At 50.8% G+C, this 17,155-nt stretch carries 13 protein-coding genes and 1 pseudogene; 4 read left to right on the forward strand and 10 right to left on the reverse strand.

All coding sequences use genetic code 11. From position 1 onward, the window contains the following. Positions 1-46: 46 nt before the first annotated feature. The 4 genes and pseudogenes from EZ315_RS04885 to hydF all read left to right on the forward strand — a co-directional run bounded on the left by EZ315_RS04885 (position 47) and on the right by hydF (position 5,121). Positions 47-1,510: a monomeric [FeFe] hydrogenase gene (locus EZ315_RS04885; protein ID WP_135471083.1), complete on the forward strand. Its 1,464-nt coding sequence runs from the start codon at positions 47-49 to the stop codon at positions 1,508-1,510. Positions 1,511-1,540: 30 nt separating this feature from the next. Beyond that, positions 1,541-2,545: a [FeFe] hydrogenase H-cluster radical SAM maturase HydE gene (gene hydE, locus EZ315_RS04890; RefSeq protein WP_170957468.1), complete on the forward strand. Its 1,005-nt coding sequence runs from the start codon at positions 1,541-1,543 to the stop codon at positions 2,543-2,545. 20 nt (positions 2,546-2,565) lie between these two features. Further along, positions 2,566-3,964, forward strand: a pseudogene (gene hydG, locus EZ315_RS04895) ([FeFe] hydrogenase H-cluster radical SAM maturase HydG). An 11-nt stretch (positions 3,965-3,975) separates the two neighbouring features. Beyond that, positions 3,976-5,121 carry a [FeFe] hydrogenase H-cluster maturation GTPase HydF gene (gene hydF, locus EZ315_RS04900; protein ID WP_135471085.1) on the forward strand — a complete coding sequence of 382 codons (1,146 nt, stop codon included), beginning with the start codon at positions 3,976-3,978 and terminating at the stop codon, positions 5,119-5,121. Between the two features lie 82 nt (positions 5,122-5,203). Here the strand turns inward: hydF and EZ315_RS04905 are convergent, their stop codons facing one another. From EZ315_RS04905 to ybeY, 10 genes are all read right to left on the reverse strand, one after another. After that, positions 5,204-6,589 (reverse strand): alkaline phosphatase, encoded by a 1,386-nt coding sequence (locus tag EZ315_RS04905; protein ID WP_135471086.1) that lies wholly within the window; start codon positions 6,587-6,589, stop codon positions 5,204-5,206. Position 6,590: 1 nt separating this feature from the next. Continuing rightward, the gene (locus EZ315_RS04910; protein ID WP_135471087.1) at positions 6,591-8,120 is read right to left on the reverse strand and encodes a GH3 auxin-responsive promoter family protein; all 1,530 of its coding nucleotides are present in this window, start codon (positions 8,118-8,120) and stop codon (positions 6,591-6,593) included. A gap of 39 nt (positions 8,121-8,159) precedes the next feature. Next, a complete protein-coding gene (locus tag EZ315_RS04915) occupies positions 8,160-8,870 on the reverse strand; it encodes a DUF4919 domain-containing protein (RefSeq protein WP_135471088.1) in 711 nt (236 codons plus the stop codon). Between the two features lie 231 nt (positions 8,871-9,101). Then, positions 9,102-9,524 (reverse strand): SufE family protein, encoded by a 423-nt coding sequence (locus EZ315_RS04920; RefSeq protein WP_135471089.1) that lies wholly within the window; start codon positions 9,522-9,524, stop codon positions 9,102-9,104. Positions 9,525-9,612: 88 nt separating this feature from the next. After that, positions 9,613-11,625, reverse strand: a complete 2,013-nt coding sequence (locus tag EZ315_RS04925; RefSeq protein WP_135471090.1) for a hypothetical protein — start codon at positions 11,623-11,625, stop codon at positions 9,613-9,615. 161 nt (positions 11,626-11,786) lie between these two features. After that, positions 11,787-12,194, reverse strand: coding sequence for a phage holin family protein (locus tag EZ315_RS04930; RefSeq protein WP_160656623.1), 408 nt, complete (start codon positions 12,192-12,194; stop codon positions 11,787-11,789). 72 nt (positions 12,195-12,266) lie between these two features. Continuing rightward, positions 12,267-14,072: an excinuclease ABC subunit UvrC gene (gene uvrC, locus EZ315_RS04935; protein ID WP_135471092.1), complete on the reverse strand. Its 1,806-nt coding sequence runs from the start codon at positions 14,070-14,072 to the stop codon at positions 12,267-12,269. 6 nt (positions 14,073-14,078) lie between these two features. Further along, positions 14,079-14,597, reverse strand: a complete 519-nt coding sequence (locus tag EZ315_RS04940) for an adenine phosphoribosyltransferase (RefSeq protein ID WP_135471093.1) — start codon at positions 14,595-14,597, stop codon at positions 14,079-14,081. An 87-nt stretch (positions 14,598-14,684) separates the two neighbouring features. Further along, a complete protein-coding gene (gene mnmG / locus EZ315_RS04945; RefSeq protein ID WP_135471094.1) occupies positions 14,685-16,565 on the reverse strand; it encodes a tRNA uridine-5-carboxymethylaminomethyl(34) synthesis enzyme MnmG in 1,881 nt (626 codons plus the stop codon). A 14-nt stretch (positions 16,566-16,579) separates the two neighbouring features. After that, the gene (ybeY, locus tag EZ315_RS04950) at positions 16,580-16,999 is read right to left on the reverse strand and encodes an rRNA maturation RNase YbeY (protein WP_135471095.1); all 420 of its coding nucleotides are present in this window, start codon (positions 16,997-16,999) and stop codon (positions 16,580-16,582) included. Positions 17,000-17,155 lie beyond the last annotated feature (156 nt).

Below are 17,155 nucleotides of genomic sequence, written 5' to 3' on the forward strand. Positions count from 1 at the left end.
TATAATTAACTTTGCGTCATATATTTTAAACTTATTTTACCATCGCATGGCACTTAAGAACAATATTATGATTGTTCGACACAAATTGCTGACAGAACTTGTCAAATTGTGGAAGAACGGTACACTAATCGAAAAAATTGACAGACTCCCCATCGAACTGAGTCCTCGTAACTCGGGGCACCCGGGCCGGTGCTGCATTCACAAGGAACGTGCCGTGTGGAAATATAAATCACTCCCTCTTCTCGGACTTGACATGACCAATGAATCCGACGAGCTGACACCACTGTCGGAATATGCCCGCATGGCAATGGACCGCTCAAAGAACGGCGTGATAAAGGACAATATAATGTGCGTCATCGACGAGGCATGCTCATCGTGCGTACAGATCAACTATGAGATCACCAACCTGTGTCGCGGATGTGTGGCGCGCTCCTGCATACACAACTGCCCCAAAGGCTGCATTTCGCTCGACGAAGAATCGGGCAAGGCACGCATTGACCATAACACATGCATAAGCTGTGGCATATGCCACAAATCATGTCCATATCACGCTATCGTATACATCCCTGTGCCCTGTGAGGAGGCATGTCCGGTAGGCGCGATCACCAAAGATGAAAGAGGCATCGAATACATCAACGAAGAGAAATGCATCTATTGCGGCAAATGCATGAATGCCTGCCCATTCGGAGCAATCTTCGAAATATCGCAGGCTTTCGATGTGCTGGAGGCTATAAGACGCGGGGAGAAGGTGACTGCAATAGTAGCCCCGTCAATACTCGGACAGTTCGACACCACCATCGAACAGGTGTACGGTGCCCTACGCAAGATAGGCTTCACCGATGTGATAGAAGTCGCACAGGGCGCAATGATGACTGTAGAGCATGAGGGACACGAACTACTCGAACGCATCGAAGGCGGAGCTCCGTTCATGACCACATCATGCTGCCCATCGTACATAGAACTTGTACGCAAGCATCTCCCAGCCCTACAGAAATACGTATCCGAGACAGGCTCCCCCATGTACTACACAGCGAGAATCGCCAAGGAGAAAGACCCTGAAGCGAAAGTCGTGTTCATGGGACCATGCGTAGCTAAGCGCAAAGAAGCCCGCCGTGACGACGCAGTGGACTATGTGATGACTTTTGAAGAGGTCGCCTCCATATTCGATGCTTACGAAATAGACTTTGCGAAGGAACAGCCCTATGCCATGGAGCATACATCCGTACGTGAGGCACACGGATTTGCGGCTACAGGAGGTGTTGCAGGAGCTGTCAAGAGCTATCTGAAGTTCGATGCCGACCGTGTAAATGAACTTCAAGTGTCCGACCTCCACAAGAAAAACATATCTCTGCTCGGCATATATGCCAAAACAGGCAAAGCACCCGCCAACTTCATAGAAGTCATGGCATGCGAGGGTGGCTGCATCACCGGTCCAAGTTCGGGCACAACAGTATCCGACGGAAAACGGAGATTCGCAAAAGAACTGACAAAGCAGAAGAAAACATACTAAAGTGGCATTCGTCCCCGCCATCAATCATCTGTGGACAACGACTTTATACTGAAAATTCTCGACAAGGACGCGCCACGCGCCTTGATCGGGAAGCTACACGCCGATGCCCGACGCCTCACCGATGAGGTGTTCGGGCGCGATGTGTATGCAAGGGGGCTGATCGAGATCACCAATGTGTGCCGCAACAACTGTCTTTACTGCGGCATACGCTCAGGCAATACATCGGTGAGCCGTTACACACTCTCCACCGAACAGATTGTAAGCTCATGCCGGACTGCCCATTCAGCCGGACTGCGGTCCTTCGTTCTCCAAGGAGGTGAGAACCCGGCTCTTACAGCCGATCGTATAGAGTCTATCGTAAGAGAGATATCCTCGGAATTCCCGGATTCAGCCATAACACTCTCTCTTGGAGAATGGGACGACAATGATATACAGAGGTTCCGCGAGGCAGGTGCAACACGCTACCTGCTCAGGCATGAGACACGCTCGGAAACCCATTACCTCAGGCTGCATCCGGAATCAATGTCGCTCCACAACCGTATCAGATGCCTCCGCACACTTAAACGCACAGGCTACCAGACCGGTACCGGAATGATGATAGGCACACCATTCCAGACACTCGGCAATATAATCGAGGATATTGACTTCTTGAGGGAGCTGCAGCCCGAAATGATAGGTATAGGGCCTTTCATTCCTGCCGACAACACTCCGTTCTCAACCTTCCCGGCCGGAAGCGTAGAGCTCACACTGCGGCTCATATCAGTGCTACGGCTCATATTCCCCAAAGCCAACATACCTGCCACAACGGCACTTGCCACACTTGACCCCACACGCGGACGCATTGCCGGGCTGAATGCCGGAGCAAATGTCGTGATGCCCAACATATCTCCACCCGATGCGCGGAACGCCTACAGGCTCTACGATAACAAGGCGGCTTTCGGACTTGAATCAATCGACGGAATTGACGGACTCGCCCGATCATTAGCCGAATCCGGTTTCAATCTGTCATTCGACCGCGGAGACTACCGCGGCTAACGCTCTACCACACAACAATCATGTCAGCGACAAAATTCATAAACCATTCAGAAATACTTGACACCATACGGTATGCGGCTGAAAATGCCAATAACCGCCATCTTGTGGATGCGATCCTCGACAAAGCCAAGGACTGCCGGGGGCTCACCCACCGCGAAGCCGCCGTACTGCTCGAATCGACCGATCCGGAAGTGACAGAACGTGTAAAGGATCTTGCCCACGATATAAAGAAACAGTTCTACGGCAACCGTATTGTGATGTTTGCCCCCCTATATCTCTCCAACTATTGCGTGAACGGATGCACATACTGCCCCTACCACGCCATCAACCGTGACATCCCACGCCGCAAACTCTCACAGGAGGAGATACGCCGTGAGGTCACAGCCCTTCAGGACATGGGGCATAAAAGGCTGGCGATAGAAGCCGGAGAGGACCCTCGCAACAACCCTCTCGAATATATCCTCGAATCCATCGACACAATCTATTCAACACGCCACCGCAACGGAGCCATCAGACGTGTCAACGTTAACATCGCCGCAACAACCGTAGAGAATTACCGTCGCCTTCGTGACGCCAAAATAGGGACATACATACTCTTTCAGGAGACCTACCATAAGGACAACTATGAACGGCTTCACCCGAAAGGTCCAAAAAGCGATTATGCCTACCATACCGAAGCCATGGACCGAGCCATGGAAGGGGGCATAGAGGATATAGGTCTGGGTGTTCTATACGGACTGTCGACCTACCTGTATGATTTCATAGGGTTGCTCATGCATGCCGAACATCTTGAAGAGCGTTTCGGGGTGGGACCTCACACGATCAGTGTGCCACGAATATGTTCGGCTTTCGACATAGAAAAAGGTAATTTCAATGACGGCATATCCGATGAACTGTTCTGCCGCATTGTGGCAGTGCTGCGTATAGCCGTGCCGTACACAGGGCTCATAGTCTCGACTCGTGAATCACCGGCGGTAAGAGCAAAGATTCTTGATCTCGGAGTATCACAGATGAGCGGAGGCTCAAAAACAACAGTCGGGGATATATACCGATGAACCGGAGGCTGAGGACACCGCACAATTCGATGTTTCGGACCACCGTACACTCTCCCAGGTGGTGGAATGGCTCCTTGACACAGGGCATATCCCATCGTTCTGCACGGCATGCTACAGAGAGGGGCGCACAGGCGACCGCTTTATGTCGCTTGTAAAGTCAGGTCAGATAGCCAACTGCTGCGGTCCAAACGCGATTATGACCCTCAAGGAGTTTATGGTCGACTATGGGTCACCATCGCTCCGAGAGAAAGGCGAGGCACTTATAGTGCGGGAACTCAACTCGATCACCAATCCTAAAGTGCGAGAAATAGCAATAAGGAATCTTGCAATGATCGAACAGGGTCAACGAGATTTCAGATTCTAAAAACTGGCGACATGAACCGACTGCACATAATAATACTCGGAGCCTGCAACAGCGGAAAATCATCGTTAGTCAACATGCTGACCGACCAGTCGACATCCCTGGTAGCGGACACTCCGGGGACTACGACCGACCCTGTCCGCAGGAACATGGAGCTGCCCGAAGCCGGTCCATGCGTTTTCATAGACACTGCCGGATTCGACGATGACACAGAGCTGGGCAGACAGCGCATCAGCCTGACTCTTAAGGCTCTTGATGAAGCCGACATCGCACTCCTGCTTGTGGGAGAGAACATGGGCGAAGAGGCACACTGGCAAGAAATCCTAAAACAGCGCGGCATTCCATATGCAGAGATAGCCAACAAAGCAGACCTCAACAGAACGGTGCCCGACAATGCCATATCCATAAGCTCCATACGTGACAGAGCAAAGAACCGCACCATCCTGATTGAAGCCATTCTACGTATACTTCCATCAGATTTCGGCACCCGATCTATCACCGGAGGTATGGCCAAGGAGGGTGACACTGTAGTGCTTGTGATGCCACAGGACGATTCTGCACCCAAAGGCAGACTCATACTGCCTCAGGTACAGACCATACGCGAACTTCTCGACCTGAAAGCCATCCCGGTATGCACTGTCCCGGAAAAACTCCAAGACACACTCTCCACCCTTAATTCAGCCCCATCGCTTATAATTACCGACTCACAGGCTTTTGCAAATGTATATCCTCTGGTGCCCGAAGGTACTATGCTCACATCATTCTCGGTGCTCATGGCTGCACACAAGGGTGACATCAGATTCTTCGCCGAAAGCGCGCAAACAATATCAAAACTTACAGAGAGTTCTCATGTGCTCATCGCCGAGGCATGCACCCACGCACCTCAGAGCGAGGACATAGGCAGAGCAAAGATTCCAGCTCTCCTGAGAAAAAGAATCGGTCAGGGACTGCGCATCGACCATGTGTCAGGACGCGACTTCCCCGACAATCTGACCGGATATGACCTGGTGATCCACTGCGGAGGATGCATGTTCAATCGTCAATACCTGCTTTCACGCGTGGCAAGAGCCAAGGCACAAGGGGTTCCGATGACCAACTACGGCATCACGATAGCCCATCTGACAGGAGCACTCTCAAAGGTAACTCTTCCCGAGAAATAAGTCTTTAAAGTGTAAATACTTACCACCATTCAAAGATAAGGGCGGGAACATGTTCCCGCCCTTATCTTTGAATATATGTTCTTTACTTCATTAGCCCGCGAATCTTCGCCGGAATGGATGTATTGTCATTCAGGGATGAGAAACATTCGGCTCCGACTCCGATTGCATAGAGCGGGACAAGACCGCCAGAATGTCCGTTAGTGGTAAATCCTATGCCAGTGACACCATCAATAACACGATACACTTTCTCAGTAAAAGTATTGAACGAATTGTACAGCGTGTGATGATCGGATGCCATATCACCTTTGAAACAGCGGTTGAATTCCTCTTCAAGCTGAGCCGTCTGCTCGTCAGTCACAGGGACATGACTCCAAAAACCGAGCTTGTCAGTCAATATCTCCTTCATATCCTCCCATTCGTATATACGGCGTGACTTGCGCATGGCACGGCACATATCGGCGAAGCGATCCTTTGATATCTTTTGATAATCCATATAGCCGAGACGCAGGTCGTAACCTACATTATTGTTGCCGAGCCCCATGCCTCCGGTCTCGTGATCGGCAGTCACAACGATAAGAGTCTCATCGGGATGTGCAAGATAGAAATCATACGCATGGCGGAGAGCCTGATTGAAGTTGAGGACCTCCTTGACGATAGTGCCGCCGTCATTTGCATGACCGCCATAGTCGATATTTCCACCCTCAACCATCATAAAGAAACGGTCTCTGCCATTCTTCTGCAAGTGGCTTATAGCAGCTTCCGTCATATCGGGAAGGCTCATAGCCCCAGGGACAGAATCTATGGTAAAATTGATCTGCCCTAATGTGATCTCCTCAGGATTGAGCAGAAGCACACGACGCGACCGGATACCATCAAGCCCTTCAATACCATAAGCAATATCCACACCGTTATCCCGGAATGAATCGATGAGATCATTAGGGTTCCCGTCCTTATCTTTTGTGCCGCGCAGATTGGACCCAGCAATAAAGTCATAGCCTGACTCAGCAGCCTGTTTCCCTACCTCATAGTACATGCCACGGTCCGGCACATGGGCGTAGAATGCTCCAGGCGTAGCGTCATCAGGCGGGACAGAAGTCACAAGAGCCACACCATATCCACGGTCAAAAAGCTCCTTGGCTATTGATGTGACCGCAACAGTATCAGGAGTCACGCCAAGCATCCCGTTATCGGTCTTATGTCCGGTAGCCAGAGCTGTGCCGGCGGCGGCAGAGTCTGTGACAGGGGATGATGCTGAGTGTGTGGTGACCTGCGATGCGACAGGAAACTGCATCATAAGAATAGGATCGGTATTGCCGAGCACAGTACGGTTGTACACCTGTGCGGAAAGCACCTGCGCCATCCCCATACCGTCACCGATAAAATAGAATATATATTTCGGAGCCTGGGCACCATAAACATGTGCCACAGACCATAAGGCAACGATAAGGGACAATAATCGTAGTTTCATATCATCTGTTTAATTTAAGGATATCATCAATAGGATTACGGGTATTGGAAAGACGCGGCACCTTACGCTGCCCGCCAAGCTTGCCTGTCGATGCAAGCCAGTCATTGAATACGCCGCTCCGCCCTTTGACCACAGTTAACGGATCAAGAAATATGCCGTGCGCGCGCTTTGCCTGATAGTCGGAGTTGACATCCTGTAGCGCAATATCAAGGGATGCGGCGAAAGCTTCGATAGATGCCGGCTCCCGGTCGAATTCAATGAGCCATTCATGGCGGCCGCGGCTATTGTCAGAAGCATAGACAGGGGCGGCGGTATAATTGACCACCGAGCAGTCCATATCACGGCACACACGCGTCATGGCAGCCTCAGCGTTCTCTACCATAAGCTCCTCTCCGAATGCGTTGATAAAGCATTTTGTACGCCCTGCAATTGTGATGCGCAGCGGATCGACGCTCTCAACGCGCACAGTATCGCCTGGAGTGTAACGCCACAAGCCGTTGCACGCGGATATGACTATCGAATACACCTTGCCTTGCTCAACTTCCCAGGACGGAATGGTGGAATGGCGGTCAGAGTCAATCTCCGAAAGAGGGATGAACTCGTAGAACACACCACTGTCAAGAAGCAACAACATGCCGGGGGAGTCGATGGTGTCCTGCACGGCAAAGAATCCTTCAGAAGCGTTGTAGCTCTCCAGATAACGCATACCCTGACGTGTGATATGAGCATATTGCTCACGATACGGAGCCATTGAGATACCGCCGTGAAAGAACACTTCGAGATTACGCCACACATCATGTATACAACCTACTCCAGCCTTCTGCATAACACCTTTCAGAACCGTAAGAAACCATGACGGCACGCCTGAAATGTTTGTTATATCCTCACACATGGATGCCTCGATGAGCCGGGGCAATTTCTCCTCCCAGTCAGCCATCAGAGCCACTTTCTTGGAGGGGACACGCACAAGATTGGCGAAAGGATTGATGCAGTCAATTAACGTGGCAGAGAGATCACCCACCTTAACCCCCGAACGCAATGACAATTCATTGGCATAGCTGCCTCCGAGTATAAAGCTCTTGCCGGAAAACAGCCGGCTGTCAGGGTAGAGCGACAGATACTGCGCAACCACCTGAGAGCCGCCATCGTAATGGTTGACGCGAAGAGAATCATCGGTGACAGGTATATACTTGCTTTTACCGTCCGAGGTTCCGGAGCTTTGAGCAAAACGCCTTGTGACACCCGGCCACAGCACATCAGCCTCTCCGCCTACCATACGCATCACTGACTCCCTGATATCAGGATAGGACTGCACCATAGGGACAGCCCTGCGCAACTCATCGTACACCCTGTCGATGTCACGGTCCGACGAAGCATCAAGACCATGTTCCTGCCCCCACTTTGTAGAGGCTCCACGAGACAGCAGCCATTGCAGCTGTCGCAACTGCACCATGCGTATCCGCCCTTGCCACGAACGCACGTTCGCAGCCTTGTGCAAAAAGAACGGTCGTACTAACGGAGTAAGATTCATGGGTTTTTCCTTACATGCAACTCCATCACCCACAAAGCATTAAAGCTCATCCGGGTGTTTGCGATAGTATTCTTCAAGAAGAGGTCCAATATTGAAATAGAAGCCTCCGGAGTCCTTGCCATCCGCATTCCTGACCGTGATATACTCATAGGAAGGATCGTAGAACACATGGTCGCTCACAGAGTAGTCCATCATGTTGAGGAGCACATATTCATGCTGAGGCTCTATCACATACCATGCATTCTCCTCATCAAGACCTGTGCCGGTCGACACTATCGACATGAGGATATAGTTGAGCTTGTACTGCCATATGTTGGCAAGATTAGTCTTTCCTTTCCCTCTCAGAGCATTTATGAGCATCACCATCTCACCCAGGTTGAAAGGGTTGTCGGAAAGTGCCTGCTCGGCATATGCTATAACAGAATCGCACTCCTGACGAGTGAGGTTCTTGGACCGGTTAAGTGTTGCATCATATGTTATGGTACGCTCGCTGGACCTGTAAGGATTATAGTCCTCCTGAAACATATATCCGAGATAGAGGTGCCTGAACTTGTCGATCTTCATCAGCGTATCATTACGCTGGAACTCCTTCATCAGCCGTGGATAATAGTAAGGAGAGGTGTGGTCAAGTGTGGCACGGCGAATCTCTTCAAGGTCAGGCTTCTCTCGCTTGAGTTGTGGAAGCACCTGAGCCTGAACACCTATGGATGCCGCTATGGAAATGAGCAGTAGAGTGAGGATTCTTGGCATAAGCGATAGGTTTTAGAGCAAAGTTAATAAAAAAATCCATATCCATACGTAAATTAGGATATTTTGACACACACTCCGCGGGTTTCATCCCCGCTCTTATGGCGCATCAGTCCCATTCATACCTGCCGATATAATGGTGGAACAATCTCAACACTGAAACGCCGGACCGATCGGAATTGTTTCCGCGCAACAAGCCATCAGATGCTCCATACCGCTCAGACAGCCCTCCTGCTACTGCTTCGCCTTGAATGCAAGCGCATACAGGCGCATCTGCTTAAGCATCGCGAGAAGCCCATTGGAACGTGTGGGCGACAGATGCTCGCTCAATCCGATATCGTTGATGAAATGAAGATCGGCGTTAAGGATATCATCGGGAGTCTGGTCATCAAGCACCTTGACAAGAAGCGATATTATGCCTTTCACTATTATTGCGTCCGAATCGGCCGTATAGCGGATCCTACCTTCAGGAGAAAGCTCGGCATTGAGCCACACGCGGCTCTGACATCCCTCGATAAGATGGTCAGGGGTGCGATATTTTTCTTCAATAGGGGGGAGAGAATTTCCGAGATCGATAATCATGCCGTAACGGTCCATCCAGTCGTCTACTTCCGAGAACTCGTCTACGATCTCTGCCTGTATTTCGTTGATTGTCATTTTTAAGTTGAATTTTATTGGGGAAGATTATATAAATTCAAAATGAGCAGGTCCGAGACATGCTGCGGTCCTGCTCACGTATATAAAACTATTTTTGCGGACGTGGACTCTCGTTGGCATTCTCGGCAGGCCGCACCTTGGCTATGGAGTTGACCGCATTACGGAGCACGATAGAATTGCCGCTTACACTCTGTCGAAGCTTGCGCGCATTTCCACGTTCATTAGGGGAGCCAATAGCACGCCAAGCCATATCGGCTATCTGATTTGCATCCCTGTTGGTGCAACGCCCCTTGACCGCGAAATAATCGTTCTCCACAAGAGCTTTTAGATCTCCGTCGGTAAATGCCTTGGCGAGAGATCGTCCCATAGGGCTTACAAGCCTGGAGAAATCCCATTCAGAATTTGCGTTGAGATATTCGGCATCGGCAGTCTCCTCAGTGGTCATGGGCTGGGCTTGACGAGCTATAGAGTCGGCAGCGGCATCACCTGAGGCAGCCAGTTCTGTAGGATCTGACAGAACCGTATCAAGACCCTCTCCTTCAGGAAGCAGAAGTGCGACAATCACAACGATGGCAACACCGAGCAATCCGAATCCGAGCCACTTGACAGCCTTGCGACGAGAGAACGCTGAACCGGAATCGTCATCTCCATCATCGGAGCCATCCCAATCATAAGTTGCGGATGTTTCATCACGACGAGCATCAACAGGGACTCTGGCATCGATGTGCGGACGTTCCTGCACAGCCTCGTCGGAAACATTTACAAATTTCGGAGCTGCCTTCTTGGCTTCGTCGGTATCTTCAGTACGTGATTGTTCGGAATTGGCCGATCCGGCAGAGGCATTGCCTGTACGTACATCCACATTATATACCTCGGTATTGTCTCCTGTAATCTGACGATTGGCACGGAATCCATGAAAATTGCCGGAGTGAAGCCTGTTGTATTCAGGCGTATTCTTCTCAATGGATATCTGCTGCTCGAACACGCGTCCGTCACCGAAATCAAGACGCAGCGTCACACACTGCTCCAATGGCTGTAATTCGAGATTTAGCTGCTCAGTAGTAAGCATCTCGGCACTCGGCATAGAAAGTTTCAAAGGACGGTAATTATTGGAGGCAACCTGAATCTCCACATCTCCGTCAGGATCAAGATCACGCTCAGTGAAGTCAATGAAAGGATCAGCCGTGCTCACGGAACGGCCGTTGACCGAGATGGTGTAGCCATTAACAGTGACACCTTTCACTGATGTCACGCTTATAGGCACGCGACGTATGAATCGAATGCCGGTCTGCGCAGCCGTGCGCACAAGTATAGTGGAGCCTTCATACTTTGTATAGGCGGCAGGCGAACCAGCCACCACAGTCTCGGAGTGAGAATTGAATCCCTCCTTGGAATAGGTGAGCACCAGACGGTCTCCGTCATACACAAGAGTGGAGGATGCGGAAACACCTTCGGGACACACGACCCCATACTGCTTACGGATAGGCACTGTGATGCGTGGCATCTTTACGCCAGGACGCAGTGAGGTGGAAGCCGAAACTATTATGATGCAACGATAGCCGTCATATTCGGGCTGACCGGGAAAAGAGAATATCGACTCAAGCTCCTGATGGGAAATATAGGTACGGTAAGCCGCCTCACCGACAATCTCTGCCGAGGATTCAGGCACGGCATATTTCCATGCCTCAAGCCTAAGTGGCTCCCGAGGCACACCCGCCTCAAGAAGCACAGTCTCTACAGCTTCATCAGAGAGATTTTCCTCTTCGATAAACACTCTTTTGAGACCTGCAAACATGCCAAGCACCTGCCTGCCGGTGAGGGCACAGCCATTGTCGATGAGAATGGATATCATCACATAGCCACGCTCAGGAAACACGGTGTTGCGGGTGATAAGAGATATGTAGTGTCCGAGCTCCGAGTCCTGGAGCACATAACATTCATTAGTGTTAAGGAAACGTTTTATGGCGGCAGCCGGCTCTACCATAGCAGTGTCCCATTCAGGATTGACATTGGTATCGTCAGGAGCATAGGTATAAAGAGTGCGGGTAGCTCCCTGTATCTCTCCGCGAAAAGCTATATGGATATAATTGAAGTCAGTCATTTGGGTTTGTTTCGTTGAGTTATTTTACAACGTGTTGGTTCAACAGGGCAAAATTAGTGAAAATACTTTTTTCGCCCAAATGTTTTTCAGAACAGCCATATCACGATCACAGCAATATTTCACAACCCAGGCTCACAAAACAGCTACTAATTACTTCGTTTTCACACGCGCCTTCCTTTCCTGAGTATACTCATAAACACATGCAACGCCTCAGCCAGCCGGGCTCGATGAGGCGAATTTTCAGCTATGCTTTTTGCCTCGATAAGCACTAAAGAAACGGCTCCGACTGTAGTAAGATATGGGAACGGCGGCAAGAATGATTTGCCCAAGGATGACAAGGTGATGATAGCTGCTACAATCATGCCATCCACCACCGTGAGGCAGAACAGGGAGAGGAAATAGGACGAGAGCTTGGCTACGCTGCGGCGAAGTCCTCGGGATGTGCATGACTGTCCCTCGCGACGAGCGCGACGCACACCGCTGACAAGATCAGCGAGGACCGACAGAAGCACGCCGGAATATTCGACACACAACAGCACAAGAACAGAGGAAATGAAACGAGAAGTCATAATTGCGGAATTTAACATGAATAATCCCACAAAAATATGACTCCGGAATGCTGAAAAGATGCGATAATATCGTCAGGAATGCAAGGCTGCATAGACCACCGATGCCTTGGCGGGACCCACCACCTCAGCTATTGCGTCAAGATCTGCCTCACGCAGACGCTTGACACTCCTGAAGCGTGAGAGAAGGGCGGTGCGGGTCTTCTCGCCGACACCTTTTATACTGTCGAGTTCTGACACAGCCTGACCCTTGCTGCGACGGTTGCGGTGATGTGTGATGCCGAAGCGGTGGGCCTCGTCGCGAAGCTGCTGCACCACACGCAGACTTTCGCTGTTCTTGTCAATATACAGCGGTATGCTGTCACCGGGGAAATAGATCTCCTCAAGCCTCTTGGCAATTCCCACCACAGCGATGGTGCCACGAAGCCCCATGTCGTCAAGAGCCTCCACGGCAGCGGAAAGCTGCCCCTTGCCGCCATCCACAACTATCAATTGAGGGAGAGGCTGACCTTCATTGACCAGACGTGAGTAACGGCGAGTCAGCACCTCTTTCATCGAAGCGAAATCGTCGGGCCCTTCCACTGTACGGATATTGAAATGACGATAGTCCTTCTTTGATGGCTTGGCATCCTTGAACACCACACAGGAGGCGACAGGATTCGTCCCCTGGATATTGGAGTTGTCAAAGCATTCGATATGACGCGGAAGTTCGGAAAGGCGGAAGTCTGTGCGCATACGTTCAAGTATACGGTCAGTACGTGCCGAGGGATCGCGCTTCTCAATGGTCTTGACCTTATCTACACGATGCTGCCTGGCGTTCTTCTGCGAAACCTCCAGCAGTTTCGCCTTATCGCCACGCCTGGGGATACTGAACCTGACATCGGGCATCTCGCAGTCGGGCATTTCCGCCACCACCACCTCGTCATAAACCACACCGAGAGTCTCGGATATCTCCGCCATGGCATAAGCCAGAAGCTGGGGCACCGTCTCGTCAAGACGGCGTCGATACTCAAGTGTCACCGATTTCACCACGGCTCCATGACGTATATGCATGTAATTTATATATGCCTCATCGTCCTCGTCATGTACGCCAAACACATCCACATCCCCTATAGTCTGCGACACTATGACACTCTTTGCCTGATAACGCCTGATGAGATCATACTGCTCCTTTAGCACCTGCGCCTCCTCGAAACGAAGCTCTGACGACAATTTCTCCATCTCTCCCCGCAGATAGTCGAGAAGCTCTGAGACATCGCCACGGAGTATGGCACGGACCCGGTCTATATCCGAGCAATATTCCTCCGACGAGACAAGTCCGGTGCAGCACCCGCCGCATCGTTTTAGATGGTAGTCGAGACACAATCTCCCCTTGCCGGCCTTTACATAATCGGGAGTGATGAGATGACGGCACGAGCGTATGCGATAGAGATGCCTCACAAGGTCGAGTGTGGCCCGCGCCGACCCGGCGTCGGTATAGGGTCCATAATACTTTGACCCGTCCTTGATGCGCTGGCGGGTCATGAACACTCTGGGGAAAGGCTCGTTTGTCACCACTATCCATGGATATGACTTGTCATCCTTAAGGAGCACATTATAGCGCGGCTGATGCTCCTTTATCATAGAAGCCTCAAGATTGAGCGCGTCCTGCTCCGTAGGCACCACAATATAGCTCATATCAGCTATAGCACGCACAAGCAGATTGGTGCGAAGGGAGTCATGGGTGCGGTTGAAATAGGAGCTGACGCGCCTCTTGAGATTCTTAGCTTTGCCTACGTAAATCACCGTCCCCTCGGAGTCATAGTACATATACACTCCGGGGGTGTCGGGGAGGATGGATATCTTCTCCTCAAGGGCGGCTGACTTACGATGCTTAGGCATTTCTTATCAATATACCAACAGGGATGACACTTCAGCTTCAGCCGGAAGATTCGCCCGGCCGTTAAGGGCTGACAGCTCCACAATGAAGTTGATGTAAATCTTCTTAGGATTCATCTGCTTCACGAGCTCATAGGCGGCAGCCATAGTGCCCCCTGTGGCGAGAACGTCGTCATGTATCACCACCACATCGTCAGGCGTGATGGCATCGCGGTGGATCTCGATTATGTCCTTTCCGTATTCCTTGTCATAGGATGCCTTGATAGTGTCGGCAGGAAGCTTTCCGGGCTTACGTACAGGCACAAATCCGGCACCGAGTTCAAAGGCAAGGATAGAACCGCCGATGAATCCTCTGGACTCGATTCCCACCACTTTAGTAACGCCTTTGTCGCGATAAAGCTGAGAAAGGTCCCAACCAATGATATGAAGTCCGCGAGGGTCCTTGAACAGAGTTGTGAGATCACGGAATATGACACCCTTCTGAGGGAAGTCATACACATCACGAATGTGAGATTTCAGATATTCCATAGTTTGAAAATATTATGTTTGATCAGTTAAAACATGAGTAAACAAGTCACAGAAAAGCCGATTTGTTCCACGTGGAACAATGATCCGCTATCTGCCTAACAACAACAGCAGTATATTGACATCAGCCGGAGATATACCAGGTATCCTTGAGGCCTGCGCCACAGTCTCCGGATCAATACGGATAAGTTTCTGACGCGCCTCCGTCGACAGGGATTTCACGGATGCGTAATCAATCTTGCCGCGGAGCTTCAGGTTCTCAAGGCGGTGAAGCTTGTCGGCATTCAGCTGCTCCCGCTTTATATAACCCTGATACTTCATGAGGATCTCGGCTGCCTCAATGATCTCGTCACGACGAGCCTCCTCAATGTGTTCGGCGATGAACAGAGCCAAAGGATCTATAGCCACCACGAGCCGTTCGATGTCAAGACCGGGACGGAGCACAAGGTCCTCCAGTTTTACTCCCTGCTTCAACGGCTGTTCCCCTATCTGTTCAAGCCAGGGATTAATCAAGGATGCCTTGACCGAAAAACCACGGCAGAAATCTATCAAAGCGTCACGCTGCTCCCGCTTCGAAAGCATGGCTTCATAACGCTCCCGGGAAGCAAGACCTATATCATGTCCACGCGGAGTGAGACGCATGTCCGCATCATCCTGACGCAAGAGTATACGGTATTCCGCCCTTGATGTGAACATGCGGTAAGGTTCGTCGACCCCCTTTGTCACAAGGTCATCAATGAGCACTCCTATGTATGCCTCATCACGCGCAAGAGTGAATGGCTCTCCACCCTTCACACTTATGGCGGCATTGATTCCGGCAACGAGACCCTGACCCGCTGCCTCTTCGTAACCTGTGGTGCCATTGACCTGCCCGGCAAAAAACAGTCCTTTCACCATCTTTGTCTCCAAAGTGTGATGCAACTGAGTCGGGTCGAAGAAGTCATATTCTATAGCATATCCGGGACGGAAAAGCATCACATCTCGCAGCGCGGGAATAGTCTCCAGAGCCTCAAACTGAATGTTTATGGGAAGGGATGAAGAGAATCCGTTGAGATAATATTCGGTGGTGTTCTCCCCCTCCGGCTCAAGGAACAGCTGATGTTCATTCTTGTCGGCAAACGTCACAATCTTGGTCTCGATGCTCGGACAGTAGCGGGGACCTATACTCTGTATCTGCCCATTGAAAAGCGGAGATTCAGGAAGTCCGCGGCGCAATATCTCGTGAGTTTCAGCATTGGTGTATACAGTGTGGCACGGTCGCTGCTGAAGTTCACGTGACACACCCGGCAGATATGAGAATTTATGGAAATCATCATCTCCTTCCTGAAGGATCGTCTTGGACCAGTCAACCGAACGTCCGTCGATGCGCACAGGGGTACCGGTCTTCATACGATCGGTCACAAACCCGAGTCCACGCAACTGCTCTGTGATGCCATAGGATGACGGCTCGGCAACACGTCCGCCCTCCACTTTGACCGGACCAATATGCATAAGACCATTAAGGAATGTCCCCGCTGTAAGTACCACAGACTTGGCTGAGAATGTGACCCCGAGAGCTGTCCTTACACCAGTCACGGCACCATGCTCGATCACAAGTTCAGTGACAGAATCCTGCCACATGTTAAGACCCGGGGTATTCTCAAGCACTTCGCGCCATAAGCGTGAGAAAGCCATGCGGTCGCTTTGTGCACGCGGACTCCACATAGCCGGACCCTTCGACCGGTTAAGCATGCGGAACTGTATGGCAGAACGGTCAGTGATCACACCCATCATCCCGCCCAAAGCATCAATCTCACGCACTATCTGCCCCTTGGCTATACCACCAACGGCAGGATTGCAGCTCATCTGCGCAATCTTATTCATATCGATAGTGATGAGAAGCGTACGCGCCCCGAGCTTGGCGGAAGCATGAGCAGCCTCGCACCCGGCATGGCCGGCTCCGATCACTATCACATCAAATGTGAATGTCATATTATAAAATGGATCTATAGCAATGAGAGGGCATCGTTTTCATGCCTCTCCATTATTTCTCGTTCACCGGGGCCCTTGTCGTTGATACCGCACAAATGAAGCACCCCATGTATGATCACCCTGAGCAACTCGGCATCATAAGTGGCTGACACCTTCTCGGCATTTGTAGCCACGGTGTCGAGCGATATGAACATGTCTCCGCTTATCATGCGTCCACGCGAATAGTCAAAGGTGATGATGTCAGTATAGTAATCGTGCTGAAGAAACTGACGGTTGACTTCGAGAATCTTCTCGTCGTTACAAAAAATATAGGTCAACGGTCCGACTATGCGGTCGTGCCTGCGCGCAACCTCAGTGATCCACCCTGCAAGAGCGGAAGTGTCGATCGCGGGCATTGGCATCGGTCCGTCAGTGAGCCATTGAATGTCGTTCATACCACAAAGTTAGTGAAAATTTGGAGAGCTGAAGTAGAGTGCGGATAAAAATTTTTATTCAGTATGTTTTAGATACACAAAAATTTTGCCATAATAAACTGAAATATAGTTTATTATGGCAAATTTCACCCTCTGAGATTTGCATATCCGCCCCCG

The organism is Duncaniella freteri, from assembly GCF_004766125.1.
Lineage (GTDB): Bacteria > Bacteroidota > Bacteroidia > Bacteroidales > Muribaculaceae > Duncaniella > Duncaniella freteri.

Bases quoted from the DNA above. Each gene is read 5' to 3' on its own strand.
- EZ315_RS04885 (WP_135471083.1), top strand. From the start codon at position 47: ATGGCACTTAAGAACAATATTATGATTGTTCGACACAAATTGCTGACA.
- hydF (WP_135471085.1), top strand. From the start codon at position 3,976: ATGAACCGACTGCACATAATAATACTCGGAGCCTGCAACAGCGGAAAA.
- EZ315_RS04905 (WP_135471086.1), bottom strand. From the start codon at position 6,589: ATGAAACTACGATTATTGTCCCTTATCGTTGCCTTATGGTCTGTGGCA.
- EZ315_RS04910 (WP_135471087.1), bottom strand. From the start codon at position 8,120: ATGAATCTTACTCCGTTAGTACGACCGTTCTTTTTGCACAAGGCTGCG.
- EZ315_RS04915 (WP_135471088.1), bottom strand. From the start codon at position 8,870: ATGCCAAGAATCCTCACTCTACTGCTCATTTCCATAGCGGCATCCATA.
- EZ315_RS04920 (WP_135471089.1), bottom strand. From the start codon at position 9,524: ATGACAATCAACGAAATACAGGCAGAGATCGTAGACGAGTTCTCGGAA.
- EZ315_RS04925 (WP_135471090.1), bottom strand. From the start codon at position 11,625: ATGACTGACTTCAATTATATCCATATAGCTTTTCGCGGAGAGATACAG.
- EZ315_RS04930 (WP_160656623.1), bottom strand. From the start codon at position 12,194: ATGACTTCTCGTTTCATTTCCTCTGTTCTTGTGCTGTTGTGTGTCGAA.
- uvrC (WP_135471092.1), bottom strand. From the start codon at position 14,072: ATGCCTAAGCATCGTAAGTCAGCCGCCCTTGAGGAGAAGATATCCATC.
- EZ315_RS04940 (WP_135471093.1), bottom strand. From the start codon at position 14,597: ATGGAATATCTGAAATCTCACATTCGTGATGTGTATGACTTCCCTCAG.
- mnmG (WP_135471094.1), bottom strand. From the start codon at position 16,565: ATGACATTCACATTTGATGTGATAGTGATCGGAGCCGGCCATGCCGGG.
- ybeY (WP_135471095.1), bottom strand. From the start codon at position 16,999: ATGAACGACATTCAATGGCTCACTGACGGACCGATGCCAATGCCCGCG.